The 23339-nt window shown below is 40.4% G+C and carries 23 protein-coding genes and 1 tRNA gene; 21 read left to right on the plus strand and 3 right to left on the minus strand.

The features are described 5' to 3' along the window. From trpX to SSAL8618_RS04800, 13 genes are all read left to right on the plus strand, one after another. On the plus strand, positions 1-1002 hold the full coding sequence (trpX, locus tag SSAL8618_RS04740) for a tryptophan ABC transporter substrate-binding protein (protein ID WP_022496442.1): 1002 nt from the start codon (positions 1-3) through the stop codon (positions 1000-1002). A 9-nt stretch (positions 1003-1011) separates the two neighbouring features. Further along, on the plus strand, positions 1012-1881 hold the full coding sequence (locus SSAL8618_RS04745; protein WP_002883493.1) for an ABC transporter permease: 870 nt from the start codon (positions 1012-1014) through the stop codon (positions 1879-1881). Then, positions 1878-2636, plus strand: a complete 759-nt coding sequence (locus tag SSAL8618_RS04750; protein ID WP_002883503.1) for an ABC transporter ATP-binding protein — start codon at positions 1878-1880, stop codon at positions 2634-2636. Before SSAL8618_RS04745 ends, SSAL8618_RS04750 begins: the two co-directional genes overlap by 4 nt. A 179-nt stretch (positions 2637-2815) precedes the next feature. Next, positions 2816-4477 carry a ribonuclease J gene (locus SSAL8618_RS04755; RefSeq protein WP_038675849.1) on the plus strand — a complete coding sequence of 554 codons (1662 nt, stop codon included), beginning with the start codon at positions 2816-2818 and terminating at the stop codon, positions 4475-4477. A gap of 134 nt (positions 4478-4611) precedes the next feature. Then, positions 4612-5394, plus strand: coding sequence for an alpha/beta hydrolase (locus SSAL8618_RS04760; RefSeq protein WP_037611699.1), 783 nt, complete (start codon positions 4612-4614; stop codon positions 5392-5394). A 119-nt stretch (positions 5395-5513) separates the two neighbouring features. Beyond that, positions 5514-6233, plus strand: coding sequence for a matrixin family metalloprotease (locus SSAL8618_RS04765; protein ID WP_004182633.1), 720 nt, complete (start codon positions 5514-5516; stop codon positions 6231-6233). A gap of 11 nt (positions 6234-6244) precedes the next feature. Beyond that, positions 6245-6616 carry a hypothetical protein gene (locus SSAL8618_RS04770; RefSeq protein WP_038675851.1) on the plus strand — a complete coding sequence of 124 codons (372 nt, stop codon included), beginning with the start codon at positions 6245-6247 and terminating at the stop codon, positions 6614-6616. Between the two features lie 368 nt (positions 6617-6984). Then, the gene (locus tag SSAL8618_RS04775; protein WP_002883520.1) at positions 6985-7428 is read left to right on the plus strand and encodes a flavodoxin; all 444 of its coding nucleotides are present in this window, start codon (positions 6985-6987) and stop codon (positions 7426-7428) included. A gap of 51 nt (positions 7429-7479) precedes the next feature. Next, positions 7480-9015, plus strand: coding sequence for a ClC family H(+)/Cl(-) exchange transporter (locus SSAL8618_RS04780; RefSeq protein WP_038675853.1), 1536 nt, complete (start codon positions 7480-7482; stop codon positions 9013-9015). 74 nt (positions 9016-9089) lie between these two features. Further along, positions 9090-9362 (plus strand): chorismate mutase, encoded by a 273-nt coding sequence (locus SSAL8618_RS04785; RefSeq protein ID WP_038675856.1) that lies wholly within the window; start codon positions 9090-9092, stop codon positions 9360-9362. Between the two features lie 9 nt (positions 9363-9371). Next, complete coding sequence (locus SSAL8618_RS04790; protein WP_038675858.1) at positions 9372-10598, plus strand: voltage-gated chloride channel family protein; 1227 nt, start codon at positions 9372-9374, stop codon at positions 10596-10598. 127 nt (positions 10599-10725) lie between these two features. After that, positions 10726-11073 (plus strand): 50S ribosomal protein L19, encoded by a 348-nt coding sequence (gene rplS / locus SSAL8618_RS04795; protein WP_002883489.1) that lies wholly within the window; start codon positions 10726-10728, stop codon positions 11071-11073. Positions 11074-11123: 50 nt separating this feature from the next. After that, positions 11124-11195: transfer RNA gene (locus SSAL8618_RS04800), tRNA-Arg, on the plus strand. A gap of 236 nt (positions 11196-11431) precedes the next feature. Here the strand turns inward: SSAL8618_RS04800 and SSAL8618_RS04805 are convergent. Together SSAL8618_RS04805 and SSAL8618_RS10350 are read right to left on the minus strand one after the other, a co-directional pair. Next, entirely contained in the window at positions 11432-11977 is a 546-nt protein-coding gene (locus SSAL8618_RS04805; protein WP_038675860.1) for a hypothetical protein, read from the minus strand. Positions 11978-12052: 75 nt separating this feature from the next. Beyond that, on the minus strand, positions 12053-12229 hold the full coding sequence (locus SSAL8618_RS10350) for a DUF3042 family protein (RefSeq protein WP_002883513.1): 177 nt from the start codon (positions 12227-12229) through the stop codon (positions 12053-12055). Positions 12230-12304: 75 nt separating this feature from the next. On the opposite strand from SSAL8618_RS10350, the gene miaA reads away from it, so the two are divergent. The 4 genes from miaA to SSAL8618_RS10355 all read left to right on the plus strand — a co-directional run bounded on the left by miaA (position 12305) and on the right by SSAL8618_RS10355 (position 15744). Next, the gene (miaA, locus tag SSAL8618_RS04810) at positions 12305-13216 is read left to right on the plus strand and encodes a tRNA (adenosine(37)-N6)-dimethylallyltransferase MiaA (protein WP_038675862.1); all 912 of its coding nucleotides are present in this window, start codon (positions 12305-12307) and stop codon (positions 13214-13216) included. Between the two features lie 33 nt (positions 13217-13249). Further along, positions 13250-13750 carry a free L-methionine (R)-S-oxide reductase MsrC gene (gene msrC / locus SSAL8618_RS04815; RefSeq protein WP_306452957.1) on the plus strand — a complete coding sequence of 167 codons (501 nt, stop codon included), beginning with the start codon at positions 13250-13252 and terminating at the stop codon, positions 13748-13750. Beyond that, positions 13750-15402, plus strand: coding sequence for a DNA polymerase III subunit gamma/tau (dnaX, locus tag SSAL8618_RS04820; RefSeq protein WP_038675866.1), 1653 nt, complete (start codon positions 13750-13752; stop codon positions 15400-15402). Before msrC ends, dnaX begins: the two co-directional genes overlap by 1 nt. 156 nt (positions 15403-15558) lie before the next feature. Next, a complete protein-coding gene (locus tag SSAL8618_RS10355; RefSeq protein WP_002883500.1) occupies positions 15559-15744 on the plus strand; it encodes a DUF3272 family protein in 186 nt (61 codons plus the stop codon). On the opposite strand, the gene birA is transcribed toward SSAL8618_RS10355, so the two are convergent. After that, positions 15731-16669, minus strand: coding sequence for a bifunctional biotin--[acetyl-CoA-carboxylase] ligase/biotin operon repressor BirA (gene birA / locus SSAL8618_RS04825; RefSeq protein ID WP_038675868.1), 939 nt, complete (start codon positions 16667-16669; stop codon positions 15731-15733). The two genes, SSAL8618_RS10355 and birA, sit on opposite strands and share 14 nt — an antisense overlap. Before the next feature lie 279 nt (positions 16670-16948). Between birA and metK the strand changes: the two genes are divergently transcribed. The 4 genes from metK (at position 16949) to SSAL8618_RS04845 (ending at position 23320) form a co-directional block, all read left to right on the plus strand. Beyond that, positions 16949-18142 carry a methionine adenosyltransferase gene (gene metK / locus SSAL8618_RS04830; RefSeq protein ID WP_014634398.1) on the plus strand — a complete coding sequence of 398 codons (1194 nt, stop codon included), beginning with the start codon at positions 16949-16951 and terminating at the stop codon, positions 18140-18142. 668 nt (positions 18143-18810) lie between these two features. Further along, positions 18811-20583 (plus strand): DUF4118 domain-containing protein, encoded by a 1773-nt coding sequence (locus tag SSAL8618_RS04835; protein WP_014634399.1) that lies wholly within the window; start codon positions 18811-18813, stop codon positions 20581-20583. Continuing rightward, complete coding sequence (locus SSAL8618_RS04840) at positions 20580-21497, plus strand: hypothetical protein (protein ID WP_038675870.1); 918 nt, start codon at positions 20580-20582, stop codon at positions 21495-21497. The genes SSAL8618_RS04835 and SSAL8618_RS04840 overlap by 4 nt, the downstream gene beginning before the upstream one ends. Further along, positions 21494-23320 (plus strand): DUF2194 domain-containing protein, encoded by a 1827-nt coding sequence (locus tag SSAL8618_RS04845; RefSeq protein ID WP_038675872.1) that lies wholly within the window; start codon positions 21494-21496, stop codon positions 23318-23320. Before SSAL8618_RS04840 ends, SSAL8618_RS04845 begins: the two co-directional genes overlap by 4 nt. Positions 23321-23339: the final 19 nt, after the last annotated feature.

Below are 23339 nucleotides of genomic sequence, written 5' to 3' on the forward strand. Positions count from 1 at the left end.
ATGAAAAACAAGCGTTTAATTTGGACTTTGGTTTTCTTAGCTATCTTGACGCTCGGTTCTATTGGTACAGATCTGTTCAAAAAAGAACACCAAGATACCAATAAGGTCGTCAAAGTAGGGATCCTCCAGTTCGTGACTCACGACGCCCTGGATCAAATCGAGAAGGGAATTGAGGATGGCCTTAAGGAAGCTGGTTATAAGGGGGACAAGGTTAAAATCACCCTCCTAAATGCCGAAGGAGACCAGTCTAAAATTCAAACCATGTCTAAACAATTGGTTAATGACAAGAACGATGTTGTTATCGGTATTGCCACACCAGCAGCACAGGGGCTAGCGGCAGCTACCAAGGATATTCCAGTCATCATGGGGGCTATCTCAGACCCTGTTGGGGCAAAATTGGTTAAGGATCTCAAGCATCCGGAAGGCAATGTCACTGGTACCTCTAACCAAGTGCCGATTAAGCAGACAGTAGAATTGGTCAAATCACTGACACCAAATGCCAAAACGATTGGTATTCTCTATGCTTCAAGTGAGGATAATTCCAAATCACAGGTTGAAAGCTTTAAGAAATACTCTGAAAAAGATGGCCTGAATGTGGTCGAGTACGCCGTACCATCAACCAATGAAATCAATACAACCATGTCAGTCATGACTGGTAAGGTAGATGCCATCTGGACGCCTCAAGATAATACTATTGCTTCAGCCTTTTCAACAGTAATCTCATCAGCCAACCAGGCTAAGATTCCAGTTTATACGACGGTTGATACTATGGTGAAAGAAGGCGGTTTGGCTTCAGTGGCGCAAAGCCAATATGAACTTGGAAAGGCTACAGCTCGTAGTGCCGTTAAGGTTCTTAAAGGTAAGAGAGTTAAGGATGTTCCTGTAGATGTTATCGATGATGGCACACCAACACTTAACCTTAAAGTTGCTCAAGACCTCAACATCACCATCCCTGACGATGTGCTTAAACAGTCAGACATCGCTGTTAAAGCTGATAAATAAGGAGGACTTATGATTATTTCATCTATTTATCAGGGGCTTCTATACGGAATCCTAGGTCTTGGGATTTACATGACTTTCCGTATCTTGGATTTTCCTGATTTGACAACAGAAGGTTCCTTCCCTCTTGGTGGGGCAGTAGCAGTAACCCTTATGAACTTTGGTTGGAACCCAATTTTAGCAACCTTGGTTGCCGTTTTGGCCGGCTGTGGTGCTGGACTTGTGACTGGTCTCCTCTATACTAAGGGAGAAATTCCTACTATTTTGGCAGGGATTTTGGTCATGACCTCTCTTAACTCAGTCATGCTTATGATTATGGGAAGGGCCAACTTGGGACTTCTTGATATTAAGACTATTCAAGATTTGCTTCCTTTCAGCAAGGACTACAATCTCTTGATTGTTGGTCTCATTGCTGTGACCATTGTTATCACTGCCTTGATTGCCTTTCTTAACACGCGCCTAGGTCAAGCTTATATTGCCACAGGTGATAATAGAGACATGGCCAAATCATTTGGTATCAACACAGACAATATGGAAGTGATGGGTCTTGTTATCTCAAACGGTATTATCGCTCTCTCAGGAGCCTTGATTAGCCAACAGGACGGTTATGCCGACGTTTCTAAAGGGATTGGGGTTATCGTCATTGGTCTTGCCAGCATTATCATTGGTGAGGTCCTTTATGCGACTAACTTGACTCTGTTGGAACGTTTGATTGCCATCTGTATTGGTTCAATCCTCTATCAGTTCCTTTTGACAGCGGTTATTGCTCTTGGCTTTAACACTAACTACCTCAAACTCTTTAGTGCAATTGTTTTGGCTATTTGTTTGATTTCGCCTGTCCTACGCCGAAAATTCTTTAAGGGGGTGACCTTATCACGATGACAGCTATTGTAGAACTCAAAGATGCGACTGTTAAGGTCAATAACGGTTTTGACACCGAAAAAACAATCCTGGACCATGTTAATCTTACCATTAGAGAAGGTGACTTTATTACCATTCTCGGTGGAAATGGTGCCGGAAAATCAACCCTCTTCAACGTCATTGCAGGGACACTCATGTTGACCAGTGGTCAGATTTTCATCATGGGTGAAGATGTTACGGCTCTCCCTGCTGAGAAGCGTGCTAAGTACCTCTCACGAGTCTTCCAAGATCCTAAAATGGGGACAGCTCCTCGTATGACTGTTGCAGAAAACCTCTTGATTGCCAAATACCGTGGTGAAAAACGAGGGCTTAAATCACGCCAAATTCATCTCTACACAGAGGAATTTCAAGGTCTGATCGAACGTATCAGTAATGGTTTAGAAAAACACTTAGATACACCAGCAGGTCTCCTTTCAGGTGGTCAGCGTCAGGCTCTCAGTCTGTTGATGGCGACACTTAAACGTCCTGAGCTCTTGCTCTTAGATGAGCACACCGCAGCCCTGGATCCCAAGACCAGTGTAGCCCTCATGGAGTTGACTGATGAGTTTGTAACAGGTGACCATCTAACAGCCTTGATGATTACCCACCACATGGAAGATGCCCTAAAATATGGCAATCGTCTAATCGTTATGAAGGATGGTCAAATCATTAAAGACCTTACCAAGGAAGAAAAAGGCCAATTGGATATCACAGACTATTACGCTATGTTTGAGTAAGCCTAGTCTGACTCTAAATTGTAAAATAAGCCAAAAAGTTGTATACTTAAAGGGTATGCAACTTTTTGTTGTGGCCTGTAAATCGACAAGGAGACTGTTCGCACGAACGTTCAGCTTCTTGGACCGTCTGTAAAAATAGGCTCTAGAAGAGAGTCAAACTAAAAAGGAGAAAAACAAGCATGAGCGATATTAAAATTATTGCCCTAGGTGGAGTACGTGAAAATGCTAAGAACCTCTATATTGTTGAGATTAACGACTCTATCTTTATCTTGGATGCTGGTCTAAAGTATCCTGAAAATGAACAACTAGGTGTTGACTTTGTCATCCCTAACTTAGATTACTTGATTGAAAATAGAGATCGTATCCAAGGGATTTTCTTAACTCACGGACACGCCGATGCCATTGGTGCCCTACCTTATATCTTGCAAGACGTCAAAGCACCAGTTTTTGGATCATCACTCACAATCGAGTTAGCTAAACTTTTTGTCAAGAATGCTGGTGTTAAGAAATTCAATAATTTCCATGTTATTGACGCAGAAACTGAAATTGAATTTGAGGATGCTGAAGTTTCATTCTTCAAAACAACTCACTCAATTCCAGAATCAATGGGGATTGTTCTTGGTACTGACCAAGGCAATATTGTCTATACAGGTGACTTCAAGTTTGACCAAGCTGCCCGTCCTTACTACAAAACTGATTTAGGTCGTTTGGCTGAAATCGGACGTGAAGGTGTTTTGGCCCTCTTGTCAGACTCAGCAAATGCGACAAGTACGGAACAAACAGCTTCTGAAGCAGAAGTTGGCCAAGAAATTGACCAAGTAATTGCTGATGCAGAAGGACGTGTTATTGTTGCTGCAGTTGCCTCAAACTTGGTACGTATTCAACAAGTCTTTGATTCAGCTGCTGATCACGGACGTCGTGTTGTTCTTACTGGTTTTGACGTAGAAAATATTGTCCGCACAGCCATTCGTCTCAAAAAATTGACTGTGGAGCATGAGAAACTTATTGTCAAACCAAAAGACATGAACAAGTTCGAAGACCACGAGTTGATTATCCTCGAAAATGGTCGTATGGGTGAACCAATCGATGGCCTTCAAAAGATGGCTGTTGGTCGTCACCGTTACGTTCAAATCAAGGATGGAGATTTGGTTTATATCGTAACAACTCCAAGCATTGCTAAGGAAGCCGTAGTGGCACGTGTCAACAACGCTATCTATAAAGCTGGTGGAACTGTTAAGATGATTACTCAGAGCCTTCGTGTTTCTGGACATGCCAATGCTCGCGAACTTCAATTGATGATTAACCTCCTTCGTCCACAGTATCTCTTCCCTATTCAAGGGGAGTACCGTGACCTTCAAGCACATGCAGAGTTAGCCTTGGAAGTTGGTATTCTTCCAGAAAATATTTATATCGTTAAACGCGGTGACATCATGCACTTGTCTGAAGATCAAGGTTTCCTTCATGAAGGAGCTGTTCCAGCTGGTGATGTTATGATTGACGGTAATGCCATTGGTGATGTAGGTAATATCGTCCTTCGTGACCGTAAGGTCTTGTCTGAAGATGGTATCTTTATCGTAGCTATCACTGTTAACAAGAAGGAACGTAAGATTGTCTCTAAAGCGCGTGTGAATACACGTGGGTTCGTTTATGTGAAGAAGAGCCGTGACATTCTCCGTGAGGCTGCTGACATTGTCAATGCTACCGTTGAAAATTACTTGGCAGGAGACAGCTTCGACTGGGGTGAACTGAAAGGAGCCGTCCGCGACGATGTGGCTAAGTTCCTCTTTGACCAAACCAAACGTCGCCCAGCTATCCTTCCAGTAGTTATGGAAGTCCGCTAATAACTGACTAAAACATAAGAGTGTGAGCGTGTCGCTTGCACCATAGACATTGAGGAAAGTCTCAACAAGACTTTGTTTTAAAATCAAAAGCTGGGGTGTCCCAGCTTTTCTAACATTAAGAAAGGAAAATACAAATGGCTTTTTTTCAAATTGAATACTCATCAGATGTTCTAGGACAATACCGCCAAGTGGATGTCATCTATCCAGATCGTGATCAGATTGCTGAAACGGAAAGTGATACGGACATCCCAGTTCTCTATCTCCTTCATGGCATGGGGGGCAATCATAATTCTTGGGCCTTCCGTACCAATATTCAGCGTCTCCTTCGTAAGACTAATCTCATTGTTATTATGCCTAACTCTGAAAATGGCTGGTATACAAATACCAATTACGGGGTTAAGTATTACGATGCCATTGCTAAGGAGCTTCCTCAAGTCATGCAACGTTTCTTCCCTAGTATGACTAAGAAGCGTGAAAAGACCTTTATCGCTGGACTTTCTATGGGTGGCTATGGTTCTTTCAAACTAGCCTTAACGACAAATAACTTTGCTTGTGCGGGTTCCTTCTCTGGTGCCCTTGGATTATCAGTAGAGATGATTACAGATGAAACGAGTGAGTCTAAGGAATACTGGCAAGGTGTCTTTGGCGATTTGGAAGGAAAAGACATTGAGCAGCACAAATTGGTTAACCTAGCCAAACAACATGACAAGAAAACCAAATTCTTTGCCTGGTGTGGCCTTGAGGATTTCCTTTTTGATTCTCAAGATAAGGCAGTTGCTGATTTGAAGGCCCTTGGTTTAGACATTGACTACCGTACAGACCATGGAAGACATGAGTGGTATTATTGGGAAAAACAACTAGAAGCCTACTTAGAATGGTTACCTATTGATTACGTTAAAGAAGAACGCTTGTCTTAATAGGTCAATTTTGTAACATCTTATCAAAGAGATGATAAAAGCTTAAAGTGATATTTTTTGCTTGTCAGAACTATTAGAGCTTGATATACTAGGGGAAGTTTCGAAAAGGAGGCTCAATAATGAAAAAATTATTCAGAGTAATCTTCTATATTCCCAAACTTCTTTTACAATTTATTTGGAATCTTATTTGGGCTATATTTAAACTTGCCCTAGTTCTAGCCCTTATTGGTTATGGACTCGTCTACTATGCCAATAATTCTTCAAGTACCTTAGCCACAAACATTAACCAAGCCTTTCATCAAGTAGAGCTAGGTTTTAGTGGTACCAGTACTAGTGACGTTGAGAAAGTTGTCTCTAACCTATCAACGACAGATACCATTCCAGAGTCTAATGGAGCTAGATGGGCGCAAAATACAGCTAGCATCTATATACAATCTACAGATGAAACCTTGGTAGCAGCTTATAAGGAAGCTATTACTAACTGGAATAACACGGGTGCTTTCATCTTTACTTTAACTGATGATGCCTCAACAGCTGATATTGTTGCGACTGACTATTCCGATGCGAATTCACAGGCAGCAGGTTTAGCAGACACTCAAACCAATGTTTTGACCAATCGCATCACTCATGTAGATGTGAAGTTGAACCGTTATTTCCTCTTGAATAGTGATTTTGGTTATACTCACAAGCGTATTGTGAATACGGCTGAACACGAATTGGGACATGCCATTGGCTTAGACCATGATGACTCTAAGACATCCGTTATGCAATCAGCTGGATCTTATTACGGGATTCAACAGGTGGATATTGATACGGTCCATGCTCTCTATGCAAATTAAGGAGGAGTGTCATGCACTATTTGAAACGCCTTGCTAGACGTTACCCCATGCAAACCTTCCTTTTTCTTTTCAATGCTGGGGTCTTTACTTGGTTGCAAACAACAGGAACCATGATTGCCAATCGTTTGGGCCTATCAGGTGATGGCATTTGGATTTATATTCCCAATTGGGTAAAAACGCTGACCAGTCATTCTATACAGAGTATTCAAACCCTTTACGGAGCCTCTGGTTGGAGTTGGCTAATCACCTCTATGCTTCTCACTTGGCTCTTGACTTTTCTTAGAGGTCTCATGAGAGCAATGATTCTCATTCTGATAGTTGGTCTTGGCTTATGGCTAGTCTATCGACACTTTGAACTCTTACAAAATCTAAAACTGTCCTAATGGGCAGTTTTAAATTGAAATGAATTCTTCTTTTTAGACTTTTCTTAGGTGAGTACGGACGCTAGCGACTTCCTTCGGAATTCCATAGCTAAGTTTTGAGCCTAGTGTCTCAAAACTTCCGAGTGCCTAAAGTTATTTAACTTTAGGCACTTTTCTCACAGCGAAAAGTCTTGACTATAGCTCGCTCTGAAATTATTAAAGGGACTATCTCATTTCATCTACAGAAAGTTCTATATGTTTAGATAGCCAAGTCACTTGTAAAAAGAATCTAAAACTGTCCTGATGGGCAGTTTTTTTGAGTTGTTAGGTCATTTATTTTCTGAAAAAATATGATATAATATAGCTAATTTATTATTTTGGAGGACATTATGGCTTTAGCAAAAATCGTTTATGCCAGTATGACCGGTAACACGGAAGAAATCGCAGATATCGTTGCCAAAAAATTGGAAGAATTGGGTCACACTGTAGATGTAGACGAGTGTACAACGGTTGATGCCGCTGATTTTGAAGATGCGGACATCTGTATCGTAGCGACTTACACTTATGGTGATGGTGAGTTGCCAGATGAAATCGTTGACTTTTACGAAGATTTGGCTGACCTCGACTTGTCAGGTAAAATCTTTGGTGTTGTAGGTTCAGGAGATACCTTCTACGATTATTTCTGTCATTCAGTGGATGAGTTTGAAAATCAATTCACATTCACAGGGGCGACTAAGGGTGCTGATAGCGTCAAGGTTGACCTTTCTGCTGAAGATGAAGATATCGAAAATCTTGAAGCTTTCGCTGAAAAAGTTTCAGAAGCATTAGCATAATAAAAAAGCAGAGTAAAGTCTGCTTTTATTGTAGTCAAAAATGGAGTTTTTATGAATGAAATAGAAAGAGATTTTAGGACGCAATCTCAGCATCTCCTTTGGTCCGTTTGGCGAGGTCTCTTAGTGGGGGTGACAGCAGGAGCAGTAGTCAGTCTTTTTCGTTGGTTAATTGCCAAAGGGGCTGCATTTTCTGTAGCTATTTACGAAGACGCCCTTCATAATCCACTTCTGATTCTGGGAATTGTACTTGTTAATCTCTTGATTGCCCTTTTTATTGGTTACCTTATTAAACAGGAAAAAGACATCAAGGGCTCAGGGATTCCTCACGTTGAAGGGGAACTGATGGGGCTTCTACATCCGTCCTGGTGGTCAGTTTTATGGCGTAAATTCCTAGGTGGAGTCCTTGGGATTTCAATGGGACTGATGTTGGGACGTGAGGGACCTAGCATTCAACTAGGTGCCATGACTGCTAAGGGATTAGCCAAGGGACTTAAGCTCTCTGCACGTGAGAAGCGTGTCTTGATTGCTGCAGGAGCAGCAGCAGGGTTATCAGCTGCCTTTAATGCCCCGATTGCCGGTCTTTTGTTTGTCGTCGAAGAAGTCTATCATCATTTCTCTCGTCATGTTTGGGTGACAGCTTTAACGGCATCTTTAGTAGCCAATGCTGTTTCCCTACGCATCTTTGGCCAGGTACCAGTCCTTGCTATGACAGAAAAATTACCCGTATTTCCTTTGAAGGATTATTGGATTCTTATTGTTTTGGGGATTTTTCTAGGTGTGCTTGGATACGGTTATGAGTGGGTTGTCTTACGTATTGGTAAGGTCTACCAAGGGTTAGGGAAAATCTTCCACTTGCCATCTCATTTTCATGGCCTCTTGGCAGTTCTGTTTATCATTCCTATTGGTCTTTATTTTCCACATCTTTTAGGTGGTGGGAATGAATTGATTCTTGCCCTAAATGGTTTACATCCTGCTCTAACTGTGGCTATCCTCTATTTGGCTATTCGCTTTATTTGGAGTATGTTGTCCTTTGGTTCAGGTTTTCCTGGTGGGATTTTCTTGCCGATTTTGACTCTAGGTGCTCTTTCTGGTAGCGTTTTTGCGGCAGCTTTTGAAAATCTAGGATTCTTACAAGTCAGTCAGTTCCCTATTTTTATCATTCTTGGTATGGCTGGTTATTTCGGTGCTGTATCTAAGGCGCCTCTCACTGCTATGATTTTAGTGACTGAGATGGTGGGTGACCTTCACCAATTGATGACAATTGGAGTCGTGACCCTGATTGCCTATCTAGTTATGGATTTCATGGGAGGAGAACCTGTCTATGAAGCCATGCTTCACAATCTAATAGCTCACAAACCAGCGCAAGTTGATAATATACCGACGATGATTGACTTACCGGTTACAGATAGTCTAGCTGGTCGATTGGTTAAGGATTTAACCTTACCTGATGGGGTTTTGATTTCCACTCAGATTTTTCAAGACCAGTCTGAGGTTGTTCATGGAGACACACGTCTAAAAGCAGGAGCAACCCTGTATCTGGTTGTTAATGAAAGTAATATCAGTCAGGTAAGAAAACTCTTTTTATAAGCAATTCAATGGCTTGAGGCTCTTTTGTCCTCAGGTCATTTTTGTTATAATGGAGAGAAAAAAAGGAGGTCAGTATGGACTTAAATGAGATTCGCCAACAGATTGATACCGTTGATAATGAGATTGTGGCTTTGTTGGAAGAACGTATGAAATTGGTAACTCGAGTAAGTGCTTATAAACAACGCACTGGAAAGGCGATTTATGATCCCGAACGAGAGCAAGCCTTGCTAGACAAAGTAGACGCTAGTGTTCTTAATCCCGAATATAAAGAAGCTATCGTCGCTAGTTTCGCGGATATTATGAAGCATTCACGTACTTATCAAGCAAGTAAGTTAGAAGAAAAGTAGGCCTCTAGGATGAAAGTAAGACAATTAAGTGATAGTCAAGGTCTTTCTTACTTACATTTAGTAATGTTAAGTCTTTATGCAATCTTGTTAGGGGTACTGGTTGGACTGATTGATGCTATTTTTGGGCGCGTGCTGATAGGACTCTCGGAATTTCGTGACCACCATCTCTTTTATCTAGTCCCGGCACTTCCTTTGGCTAGTCTTTTGATAGTTTACCTTTACCAAAAGTTTGGGGGTAAGGCGGCACAAGGAATGGGCTTGATTTTCAAGGTTGGACATAATGAGGAGGATCAAGTCCCCCTAAGGTTAATTCCACTGGTGACTGTAACCACATGGCTGACCCACCTTTTCGGGGGTTCTGCAGGTCGTGAGGGAGTTGCTGTACAGCTGGGGGCCACAGTTTCTCATGCTTTTAGTCGCTATTTTAAGCTCCCGAATGCTTCACGTATTTTCTTGACCATGGGTATGGCAGCTGGTTTTGGAGGACTCTTCCAAACACCAATTGCTGCGACCTTCTTTGCGCTTGAGGTCTTGACCCTAGGACAGTTAAGTCTGCCAATCTTGGTACCGACTCTTATTGCATCTTTTGTGGCGAGTACGACAAGCCATCTCTTAGGTCTTGAAAAATTTAGCCACTTTGTATCTGAAAGTTTAACTATTGACCTTGGGACGTTTATTAAGTTAGCTCTTTTAGGTCTGGCCTTTGGTCTAGCAGGAAATCTCTTTGCTTTTCTCTTGTCACTAGCTAAAAAGAAAGTAGCAAGTCTGCTCCCAAATCCTTATTATCGTGTTCTCTTAGGAAGTGTCGTCTTAACCTGTCTTCTTTTGATTTTGTGGAAGGGACGTTATACAGGTCTTGGAACGAATTTGATTGCTTTAAGTGTTGGTGGTGGGACCATTTATCCATTGGATTGGCTCTTGAAATTGCTCTTGACCGTCTTTACCTTATCTCTTGGTTTCCAAGGAGGAGAAGTAACCCCTTTGTTTGCTATCGGAGCAAGTCTTGGTGCTGTTCTAGCACCAGTTCTAGGACTTCCAATTCCACTTGTAGCAGGTCTTGGCTATTTGTCTGTCTTTGGTAGCAGTACCAATACCCTTTTAGCACCTATTTTCATTGGCGTTGAAGTCTTTGGTCCCGCTAATGCACTCCCTTATGCGATTGTCATGGCTTTTGCTTATCTCATTAATCATAAGACGAGCATTTATGGACAACAAAAAATGCTAGAAATGCAATAAGATACTAGACATCCTGATAATTTTTTGATAAAATACTAAGAGTGTGTAATGGACACACAAAAATAACGGCTAATCCGCTGAGACACAGAGGTTGCTCTTAAGATTAGTAAGATAGGAGTATATAAAAATGAATCCATTGATCCAAAGTTTGACAGAAGGTCAACTTCGTACTGACATCCCATCATTCCGTCCTGGTGACACTGTTCGCGTTCACGCGAAAGTTGTCGAAGGAACTCGCGAACGTATCCAGATTTTTGAAGGTGTAGTTATTTCACGCAAAGGTCAAGGGATCTCAGAAATGTACACAGTTCGTAAAATTTCAAGCGGTATCGGTGTAGAACGTACTTTCCCAATCCACACTCCACGTGTTGAAAAGATTGAAGTTGTACGCTACGGTAAAGTCCGCCGTGCTAAACTTTACTACTTGCGTGCTTTGCAAGGTAAAGCTGCACGTATCAAAGAAATCCGTAAATAATTTACAGATTTCACATAAAAAATCTGTCCTCGTGGCAGATTTTTTCATAAGTCCTCTTAGTTAAATGGATATAACAACTCCCTCCTAAGGAGTCGTTGCTGGTTCGATTCCGGCAGGGGACATTTTTAAGCCTTTAACCATGCGGTTTTAAAGCATTTTGTCCACATTTGTTTTATCGCTATGTTCTTTTTGGGTTTGTAACGAAAAGGTTTTAAGCTAGTTTCCAAAATTTAAGCTAAATGTATTTGACGCCTATTGAATTATAGGTGTTTTTTTGATATGCAAAACCCTAGTCAGGATTAGTCCTAACTAGGGTTTCGGATAGAATACTAGTGATGTTAAGTATTCTGTTATCTCATTAATTGGAATTGGCAGTTGTATCTGTGCTTGATGAAGCTTGTGGGTACTCGTAAGGATTGTTATCAACGTCGTTAACCCACTCATTGCTCTGATCAGTTGAGCTTGCGTGATTGCTTCCTCCACCAGCACCTGCGGCGAAGGCTGCATCGTGACCTCCACCGCCTCCTCCGTTAGTGGCATAGGAGCCATCTTCTGGTCCGCCCCAACCTCGTCCGCCTTCAGCAGGCTTGGACTTTTCTTGATTTCCATCTTGATGAGGTGTTTGGTTGTTTTGTTTTTGATTTGCTTCTTGAGCAGAAGGAGATGCTTGATGCTTATTTTTGTCTTTAGCATCCGTCTTATGATCTTCCGTCGAAGTAGTAGTTGATGATTTAGTGTTCTCTTTTTTATGAGAAGAGCTTCTTTTTGATGAAAGGCTGTGAGAGATGTGATGCGTTTTTGCTGCTGGCTTTACAGGTTCTTTTAAATGTTTTGATAAAAAAACGAAGAGAAAGAAGAAAGCTAGCAAAGAGAAGGTGATGATATTATATTTTTTTCTTTTCAAATTTGGCTCCGTTCCTAGTCATAGATGAAGAGTTAAAAATAACAGTAAAAAACCAGGTTTCCCTGGTTCTCATTATTAGCGGCTTACACGACGACGAGCTGCTTTTTTACGGTTTTCTTCGATGAAAGCCAATTTCTTTTCTTCTGGTTCGATAATGGTTTTCTTAACTGCGAAGACAGCACCTGCTACAGTAGCAGCAGTTCCGATAACGCCAGTAGCGACACCTTTAGCGAATGAATGTTTTTTAGCCATGAGACTATCCTCCGTATATGTTATAATATGCTTATATTATCTAAAAAAATATCTAGAATAGCAAGTGAAAACATTATGAAAACCAAACTTATTGTAGTAGCTGGTCCTACTGCTGTGGGAAAAACAGCGCTTGGAATTGAATTGGCCAAGCGTTTTAATGGCGAAATTATTTCAGGAGATAGCCAGCAGGTTTACCGACAATTGAATATAGGAACCGCCAAGGCCACTCCTGAAGAGCAAGCGGCAGCAGTGCACCATCTGATTGATGTTCGCGATGTTGATGAGACCTATTCAGCTTATGATTTTGTGGCAGAGGCAGAGGCTGCCATTACAGATATCGTTAGTCGTGGTAAGCTGCCTATTGTAGTAGGAGGAACAGGTCTCTATTTACAAAGTCTCCTAGAAGGGTATCACCTAGGGGGACAGGTAGATCAGGAGCAGGTTTTAGCCTATCGCTCGGAATTAGAGCAATTATCTGATCAGGAACTTTTTGAAAAAATTGATCGCTTAGGTATTGAGATTAAAGAGATTAACCGTCGTCGTGCTATTAGAGCACTTGAGCTTCATCGTTTTTCGGAGAATCTTGAAAATACTGAGACGACTTATGATCCCTTTCTTATCGGATTAGATGATGAACGTTCCTTAATCTATGACCGAATTAATACACGAGTAGACAAGATGGTTGAACATGGTCTCTTGGAAGAGGCTAAGTGGCTGTACGATAATTATCCTGATGCCCAATCAGCTCGTGGTATAGGCTACAAGGAGTTGTTTCCTTATTTTGCTGGAAACCAAACCTTGAACGAAGCCTTGGAAAAACTCAAGCAAAATACGCGTCGATTTGCTAAACGGCAATTAACCTGGTTCAGAAATCGAATGACTGTTAAGTTCTATCAGATTTCTAGTCCAGAATATCCTGAAAATGTCGTTCAAGATCTTGAATTATTTTTAAATGAAAGGGAAGGAGAAAAGGTAGGTCAATCTTAGTTTTAAGAACCAATCTTTGCTATAATGGTAGTTATGACTAACGAAGAAAAAAAATCAGCCTATGAATTAATGCTAGCACAGGCTAAGGTGCTTTTTGCCAATGAAGACAATGCTTTGGCCAACTTTTCTAATGCCTCAGCTCTATTGAATACAACCCTGCCGAATTCTGTGTTTACAGGCTTCTACCTGATGGATAATGTTAAGAATGAGTTAATCCTTGGCCCTTTCCAAGGTAATGTTTCTTGTGTTCGAATTGCCCTAGGTAAGGGTGTTTGTGGTCAGTCTGCAGCAGAAAATAGAACTCTAATTGTCGAAGATGTCACCAAATACGCTAACTACATCGCTTGTGATTCCGCTGCTCGAAGTGAAATTGTTGTACCAATGGTCAAAGATGGCAAATTAGTTGGTGTTCTCGATTTGGATTCTCACCAAGTAGGAGACTATAACCAAGTAGACCAAGATTATCTTGAAGCATTTGTCAAAATTTTACTTGAGAAAACCGAGCTTACATTTGGAATGTTTGAGGTAAACTAATGTATCAAGCCTTATATCGTAAATACCGTAGTCAGACCTTTGGCGAAATGGTTGGTCAAAAAGTGATTTCAACCACGCTCAGACAGGCGGTAGAGTCGGGGAAAATCAGCCATGCCTATCTCTTTTCTGGGCCACGTGGTACCGGTAAAACCAGTGCAGCAAAAATCTTTGCCAAGGCTATGAACTGTCCTAATCAAGTTGATGGTGAGCCTTGTAATCACTGCGATATTTGTCGCGATATTACAAACGGAAGTCTTGAAGATGTTATCGAGATTGATGCGGCTTCCAATAATGGTGTAGATGAGATTCGTGAGATTCGTGATAAGTCAACCTATGCCCCAAGTCGTGCGACTTACAAGGTCTATATTATCGACGAGGTTCACATGCTTTCGACAGGTGCCTTCAATGCTCTTTTGAAGACTTTGGAAGAACCAACTGAAAGTGTGGTCTTTATCCTAGCGACCACTGAATTACATAAGATTCCTGCAACCATCCTTTCTCGCGTTCAACGTTTTGAGTTTAAATCGATCAAGCAGGGAGCTATTAAAGAGCATTTGGCTTCAATTCTGGAAAAAGAAGGATTGACCTTTGATGATGAGGCTTTGACCATTATTGCTCGTCGTGCGGAAGGTGGTATGCGTGATGCTTTGTCAATCTTAGACCAAGCACTGAGTCTGTCTCCTGACAATCATGTCAGCCAAGCCGTAGCTGAAGAAATCACTGGTTCTATTGGTTTAACAGCCTTAGACAGTTTTGTCGCTAACGTTCGCAATCAAGAGACTACGCAAGCTTTATCAAATCTCGAAACTCTTTTTGATAATGGTAAGTCTATGAGCCGTTTTGCGACTGATCTCTTGGAGTATTTCCGTGACCTTTTGATTGTCAAAGCGGGCGGAGAGAACAGTCACCATAGTCCCCTTTTTGAGGAGAATCTTTCTCTGGAGCAAGACCGACTTTTCCAATTGATTGACTTGGTTACAAGTGCCTTGCCAGAAATTAAAACTGGAACACATCCTAAAATCTATGCGGAAATGCTGACTATAAAATTGTCAGAGACTCATACTCAGGTTTCACAAGAAATCCCAGGGAATTTACAAGAAGAGTTAGATAGTCTTCGTCGCGAGGTAGAAGGTCTACGTAAAGCTCTTAAAGAGGGCAAAGTCCAAGGAGAAGTAGCACCAACTCGAAAAGTCAAACCTGCTTATCAGTACAAGGTGGATCGTGAAAAGATTCTCACGATTATGCGTGAAACCATGGAAAATCCTCAGAAATCACGCCAGTGTCTGGATGCCCTAAAGGCAACTTGGCCTGAAATCTTGGATTCTATCAGCCCACAAAATAGGGCACTTTTGAATGGTTCCGAACCTGTACTGGCCAATCAGGAAAATGCTATTCTGGCATTTAATGCTGCCTTCAATGCTGAACAGGTTATGAAACGCAGTGATCTTAATGATATGTTTGGTAATATCATGAGTTCAGCTGCCGGTTTCTCACCAAATATTATGGCTGTTCCAAAAGCAGAATTTGAAAAACTCCGAACAGAATTTGCACGCAGTCTCAAATCCAAAGAAGAATTGGAAAAAGAAGATCGTGAAGAGTATATCCCTCAAGAACTCGAGTTTCTCTCTGATGTAGTAGAAATAGAGGACTAAAAAGGTCCACTGGACCTTTTTAGGTCCGAGCCAAGAAACACAAAAGCGAGGCTGTCCAGTGTAATTTGATAGATTTCTGAAGCTGTTCCATCCGTGTAAAAATGAAAAGAGCCTAGACTGCTTGTCCTAGGCTCTATCTATTGATATAATAATCCTATGATTCAACAAATTTTGTTTATTACGCTTGAAACTATTTTTGAAACGGTTTGTTTTAATTACAGTTTACAGCACGGCTATTACTTTTTTACCGCCTTTTTTGGGTATTTACTGTTTCGTCGTCTTTGGACAACCTATGTTGTTTCACGCATTGCGCGTGCAGCCGATAAGTCTACCAAGAAGTAAGGCTCACTTCGCCAGCGGTCAACCATTTTTCCTGACCATCATCAGTAAGAACGAGAAGTTGGCCCTTATCGCCAATTTCCTTGGCAATACCAGTATAAGTCCTTCCAGCTTGTTCAAAGGTCACTTGTTTGTCTAAAACGAGGGACTTTTCTTTATAGACTTTGACCAAATCGCTAGTAGGAATAGTTAAAAAGAGTTTCCAAATTTCTGAAATGAGCTGGTTTCGAGTGATGCTTGGTTTTTCAGAAGTAAAAAGACTAGTAGCTTTATTAGCTAACTCTTCAGGAAAATCAGTGATTGAGAAGTTAAGCCCAACCCCGATAATGACATCTGTGATGCGACCAGATTCGATAGAACTAATGGCTTCGGTAAGGATACCAGCCATTTTTTTGTTGTTGAGGTAAATGTCATTAACCCATTTAATTTCTGTATTGATTCCGGTTAGACGCTGGATAGCTTTGACAATAGCAGCGGCCGCCATCATCGTATAAGGAGGTAATTCCTCAAAATGACAGTTGGGCTTTAAGTGGATACTCATGTAGATACCACCTTGTGGACTGGCAAAGAAGTGACGTTCAAATCGTCCTTTGGCTGCCTTTTGACTTGATGCCAGGTAAAGTGCAGGCGTCGGATTATTCTTTTCCATGCCATGTTTAGCATCTAGTTGGGTAGAGTTAGAATCTGGATTAAAGTAGACTGGAATGTTGAGTTGCTTAGAGATGTCTTGAGGAAGAAGAATATCTCCCTTTTCTAAATAGTAGCCTTTCTTGCGGACACTGGTAATGTCAATTCCTTGTTCTTGAAGTGTTTGAATTGCCTTCCAAATGGCTGTCCGTGAGACACCAAGGCTTTTAGCAAAGCTCTCTCCCGTTACAAAGTCAGGACTCTTCGATAAGATGTCATAAACGTGTTCATAAGTTTTCATATCCTAAGTATAATACAAAAGATGGTAAAATGCTCACTATAAATTATTGATAAGGCTTGATAATAAATAACTATATGACTAGACTGAAAAAACATGATATAATGGAAGGTAGTTATTAAGTCCCGATAAGGCAACAGTCATCCTAGAGTTGGCTGTTGGTTCTTTGTAACTTTTTAACGGCGTTTAGCTCTACCAGGAGCATAGCGTTTTACCTATTAGGAGACGGTTAAATCCGTGCTATCTAATACTATTTTTCATATTAAAAGGGGGACATTTTATATGTCAGAACGTAAACTTTTCACGTCTGAATCAGTATCTGAGGGGCATCCAGATAAAATTGCAGACCAAATTTCAGATGCCATTCTTGATGCGATTTTAGCAGAGGATCCAGATGCACACGTTGCAGCAGAAACAGCTGTCTACACTGGTTCTGTCCATGTTTTCGGTGAAGTTTCTACAACAGCTTATGTGGACATTAACCGTGTGGTTCGTGATACTATCGCTGAAATTGGTTATAACAATGCAGAATACGGCTTTGCGGCAGAATCTGTAGGGGTTCACCCATCATTGATTGAACAATCACCAGATATTGCTCAAGGTGTCAATGAAGCACTTGAAGTTCGTGGAACTGGTGATCAAGACCCACTTGATCTTATCGGAGCTGGTGACCAAGGTTTGATGTTTGGTTTTGCTATTGACGAAACTCCAGAGTTTATGCCACTTCCAGTTAGCCTTTCACATAAATTGGTTAAAAAATTGGCAGATTTGCGTAAATCTGGTGAGATTTCATACCTTCGTCCAGATGCTAAATCTCAGGTTACCGTTGAGTATGATGAGAATGACCAACCAGTACGTGTTGATACAGTCGTTATCTCAACGCAACACGATCCTGAAGCGACTAACGACCAAATTCGTCAAGATGTCATTGAAAAAGTCATTAAGGCAGTTATTCCAGCCGAATACTTGGATGATGAGACTAAGTTCTTTATCAACCCAACAGGTCGTTTTGTTATCGGAGGACCTCAAGGGGACTCTGGTTTGACTGGTCGTAAGATCATTGTTGATACTTATGGTGGCTACTCAAGACACGGTGGTGGTGCCTTCTCAGGTAAGGATGCCACTAAGGTTGACCGTTCAGCTTCATATGCAGCTCGCTACATTGCCAAAAACATCGTAGCTGCTGGTCTTGCTAAGAAAGCAGAAGTACAATTGGCTTATGCTATCGGTGTTGCTAACCCTGTGTCTGTCCGTGTTGATACTTTCGGAACGGCGACAGTTGCTGAAAGTAAACTTGAAGCTGCTGTCCGCGATCTCTTTGACTTGCGTCCGGCAGGTATCATTCAAATGCTGGATCTTAAACGTCCTATCTATCGTCAAACAGCGGCCTATGGTCACATGGGACGTACGGACATCGATCTTCCATGGGAAAAATTGGACAAGGTAGATGCCCTCAAAGCGGCTGTAGAAGCTTAAAAAGATTTAATATTACTTTCAATTTAATAATATCAAAGTAACAGAATTTAATTTTTTTTGAATTCTGTTTTTTTGTTTTGAAAATAAATAATATGAATTTTCTGACTTTAAACACTTGTAAAGCCTATGGATTGAGTGATTTAAGGATAAAAACTACTAGCTATAGATAAATTCTTTTGGTGAAAACCTTTGAAAGGAGTTGAAAAATAAGAATAAATTGCTATAATAAAAGTGACGATGTAAATATAAAACTAGAGTCATTTTAGATTGATAGAGTAAGAAGAAATACCTTTAAATAAGGTTTAACAGGTGTTAGATAATCTAAAGTGATCTGGTTAGTTTGTGATTTCTTGGGGAAGCTAATCAACATAACAAGATATTTAGTTAGTTAATTTAATCTATTCTTTAATAATATTAATTTACGTTAATGTTTATTTAGAATGATCTTGTTCTTTCTTATATTTTTAAAATCTTTAAGAATCTTCGAAAGAGATTCAGATGAGAGTTACGTGCTCACTCATTGGGGAGGAGGCCATAACTTTCAAAGAGCTTTCTTAAGAAAGGCATTACATGGTGGTCTTGAGATTATTGGGAAATACTTGAGACTAATGATTAGAATGGGTAGAGAGTGTAGTTAAGGGGACACTCTTAAAAGTGGGGAGAAGTTTATGAATATTTTGATACTTGGTAATACTGCTGGATTAACAAACGATTTCATTTTGAAAACGTTTCCTAATCAAGCAGTTTTTATTTTTGGTCATACAGGTGTAAAGAACTCTCGTAAGAATAAAATCACCGTATATACCAAACATTATGAGAACAATCAATTAGAAGATGTTTTTGATTTTCATGATTATGATCAAATCATCTATTTTTCGGAATATCTCAATTATGGACATGAAAGTTCAGGGGAGATTGAAAATCTCATCAGATTGTTAGAGTGTCTTAAAGATAGAAAAAACAAACGTTTACTTTACATTACAGGTCCTGTCCTTGAGGATGGGAAACGAAGCTTACAGACGACAACTAAGGATACCTTATTATCTTGGACTCGAGAATTTGGGGTCAACCTTAAAGTTCTGCATAGTCCCTTTCTTTATTCAGTCATTAATAAAGAAGATTATCTATATAAACTGTTTGTACGTTTAGACGATCATGAGCAGGTGGAGTTGAAGGAGTCATCACAAAGTCAGGCGACTTTTATCAGTCTATCTGACTTGGGAGATTTGCTTCACAAATTATGTGAGCGATGGAATGACATCTATGAAAGTATTATTATTCCGGATCCCTTCCAACTGACTTTTGGTGAGCTCTTGCAAGCTTTGGATAAATATTTCCCTAACAAGCAGGTTCATTTCTTAGAGGAAAGAAGAATTAGGAAATATGATAACGATCCTGAAAAGCACCATGATTTGCGTGATCGATTCGCTTGGTTTATGCGTTATGCCTTGGTGCGTGACTTGCCAGATATTTACGAAGACTATCAAAAGCAGCGAAAAGGTTCTTTACGTGTTTCTAAGTTCCGCAATATCGTAGATAATATCGTTAAGCAAAAGAGAAATAAGAAACTTGCTGCTGTTGTCGTGACTTTCTTAGTCTTTGAAGCTTTTCGATATATGACTCAAGGTCAGTTACAGTTTCAATTGATCGACCTACGTTTGCTCTTTGTTGTCTTGATTAGTACAGTTTTGGGTATGGGTTATGGCTTGTTCTCAGCAGTCCTTGCAATTATTGGTTTGACAATTAGTCAAATTTTGTCTGGAACTAGCTGGCAATTACTTCTATATAATACGGATCGTTGGGTTGCTTTTATTGCCTATATCTTTATCGCTGTTGTTTGTGGTTTTGTGGAAATGAAGAAAAAAGATGACAAGCTACAACTAGACAAACAATTGGAAACAGTTAAGGAAGACTATCTTATCCTTAATCAATCCTACCATACATTACTCAATGAAAATAAAGACCTGAAAAATGCCTTGTTAGCAAGTCAAGATGGTCTTGGAAAAGCCTATTCTTACTTTGTGACTTTAGATCATGCTAGTGTTGAGAAGGTTCTCAGACAGACGCTTGATTTGGTTTCAGAGATTTTGAATGCTCCTGTTTCACTTTATGGTGGTGGTCCTTTCCAATATGAGCTCCTTTTGGGAGATAACGATAAGAAGCAAGTATCTTTGACAGATTTTAAAGAAGTTGGAGATGCCTTCGGTCATGGACGTGTCTGGGCTAATAAATCATTGCTTGAGAATCGTCCAGCTTATGCCATGGAAGTTAAGACCAAGGCAGAGGGTACCTTTATCATTTGGGTAGAGGCTGTTCCTTTTGAAGCCATGTCTACTAAAGTGTTAAACGAGCTTGAGGTTCTTTCAAAAATGAGTCGTTCTTTCATTGAAAAGGCAGAACTTCTTGAACAAGCTAGTCATCAAGGGAGGGTTGCACAATGATTCCAGTCCTAATTACTAGTATTTTAGCGGTTTGTTACTTCCTATCTATAGCACTTGTCTATAAAGCTATTGTTAGTGGCAGATCAGATTTAACCATTTTTTACTTGATTTTCCCAATTGCTTTACCTTTCTTTGGTGCCGGTCTGATTCATATGATTTCTAAGCCAAATCCTGGTAGACACCGTCGTGGTCAAGAAGCAGCAGTTGGCGGCAAAATTAAAGATTTGACCATTGATTTTGGAAATATCGATGATTTTCAACGTCCTAAGGAATTGGTTGAAGAAGACATCGTTCCTCTTGAAGAATCTCTCTATTTGAATAAGGCTAAGGAAGCTCGTCAGCAATTGATGGGATTGGCTAATAATGATCCATCTCATTTTATGGATTTGCTCTACTTGGCTCGCTTAAATGAGGACAGTGAAATTGTTCACTATGCGACAACCTTTATTTCTGAAATTTCAAGTCAATACGATGAGAAGTTGAGTGCCTTTGAGAAACGTTTTGAAAAAGGTGAAGCAGACTTTGACCTCTTAACCGAGTATTGTGATTTTATGGAAGATTACCTCTCTAAAGAACTTCTAAGTAAACAAATGGAAGGTTTGCTTCGTAAGGAGTACGAGGAACGTCTCTTACAGAAACTTAGTCACGGAACGACTGCTAAAGACTTAGTGAGAGTTATCCATAATGAACTAGCTCTTGGTTTGTATGATTTGGCTCAAAAGCATTTGACGCAGCTTTCAATTAAATCAAATGCGGATGATGTGTATTATTTGTATTTGGAATATTACTATCAAACTGGTCAGTTTGATGAATTTAAAAACATGATTCGTGAGATGCAAGGCAAACAGGTTGTTCTTTCTAAGGACAAGCAAGATCTCTTGAACTTCTGGCAAGGAAAAGAGGTGATGGCATGAAATTAGGTAAAAAGAATGTTATCCGAAAAGAAACCTTGCTAGGGGTTGGCCTTATTTTGTGTTTGGCCATCGGACTCTTTGTTCAAAAGAAGGGGGAATGGTACCCAACTCAAGGTAAGGAAGCCTATCTTACAGGAAAAGTACCATCTACGGCCTCAGTGGTCAAGGATTTAGATAAAGATACACTGGTTCTTTATGATAGTGAAAACGAGACGAGTCAAAGGGCTTGGAAACAGTTCGAGCAAATTTTAAAAGATATGCGTATGGGAGCTAAGTTAGTCGATGTGGCTAAACACGAGTCCTATTCACTTTCAGACTATAAAAAAGTAGTCCTTCTTGTCACTGACCTTTCTCGAATGGAGGACCAGGTTCAGCCTCTCATGGATTGGACTGAAAAAGGTGGTCAAACACTTTTTGCAGTAACTATGGGGAAAGAAAGTAATCTGGATGCCATTGATCATAATCTCGGCGTAAGTTATTCCAATTTTGAGATGGATGAGGTCAAGGAAATCTACGTAGATCCTGACTTCATGATTGGTGGGGGACGCAATTATAAAATTGAAGAATCTTTTGAGTCAGCCAGAAAAGTCTCTCTTGAAAGTGATGTTAAGGTACATGCTAAAACAACAGATGATTCTCATACACCGTTGATTTGGGAAAAATCATACGGCAAAGGGAAGTTTGTCGTTGATAACCTTGGAATTTATGAGCGTAATGTTCGTGGTATTTATGCTGCTTCCTATAGTCTTTTGACTGAAGCGACAGTTTATCCAGTAATCAATGGTTCTACCTATTATATAGATGATTTCCCATCACCTGTTCCAGCCGGAGATGGTCGTTTCGTTAAACGTGACTATGACATGTCTGTGTCTGAATTTTATACCAATGTTTGGTGGCCAGACCTTCTAAAACTACATGAAAAGTATGGTATTGTTCATACAGGTGTGGTCATCGAAAACTATGAGGCCCAGACAGATGGTAAAATTGTTCAACAAAATGATTTAGATCGTTTCAAGTATTTTGGAAATTCGCTTTTGGCTAATGGTGGTGAACTTGGTTATCATGGTTACAACCACCAACCTTTGAGTCCTTCATCTGTTAATTATGGTGAAAAGTATGCCAGCTACAAGACTTGGAAGGATAAGGCTGCTATGAAGGCCAGTCTGTCTGAGTTGATTCGTTTTGTCAACCAACTCTTTCCTAAAGCGCAAAAATCAGTATACGTTCCACCATCAAATATCCTTTCAAAAGAAGGGCGAGAGGTAATCGTTAATGATTTCCCAGAAATCAAGGCTATCTCAAGTAACTATTTCCCAGGAGATTTCACTTATTCGCAAGAGTTTGAAGTGTCACCTGATGGAATGATTGAAGAGCCACGTACAGTTTCTGGTGCGGTTTGGGACGATTTTTCACAGATGACGGTCTTTTCTGAAATGAATATGCACTATGTCAATAACCATTTCCTTCACCCTGATGATGTTCTTGATGTCGATCGTGGTGCAGAATTGGGTTGGGCAAAGATGTATAAGGCCTTGGACAAGGAAGTTAGTTGGGTCCACAATATGTCACCTTCGCTCAGGAATCTAACAGGTTCAGAATTAGCAGGTGCTGTTCAGCGTTACGGTATTTTGAAAGTTTCTCAAAAATATACCAAAGACGCCCTAAAAATTGATCTTGAGAATTTTCATGATCATGCTTACCTTATGGTTCGTTTAAATCAAAACGAGGTTAAGAAGGTAAAAAATGGTAAGGTTACGCATTTAACGGGTGATCTTTACCTATTGGAGGCTACGAATAAGTCAGTCACCATCACATTAAAATAAGGCAAAATAGGGGAAAATG

The organism is Streptococcus salivarius, assembly GCF_000785515.1.
Taxonomy (GTDB): domain Bacteria; phylum Bacillota; class Bacilli; order Lactobacillales; family Streptococcaceae; genus Streptococcus; species Streptococcus salivarius.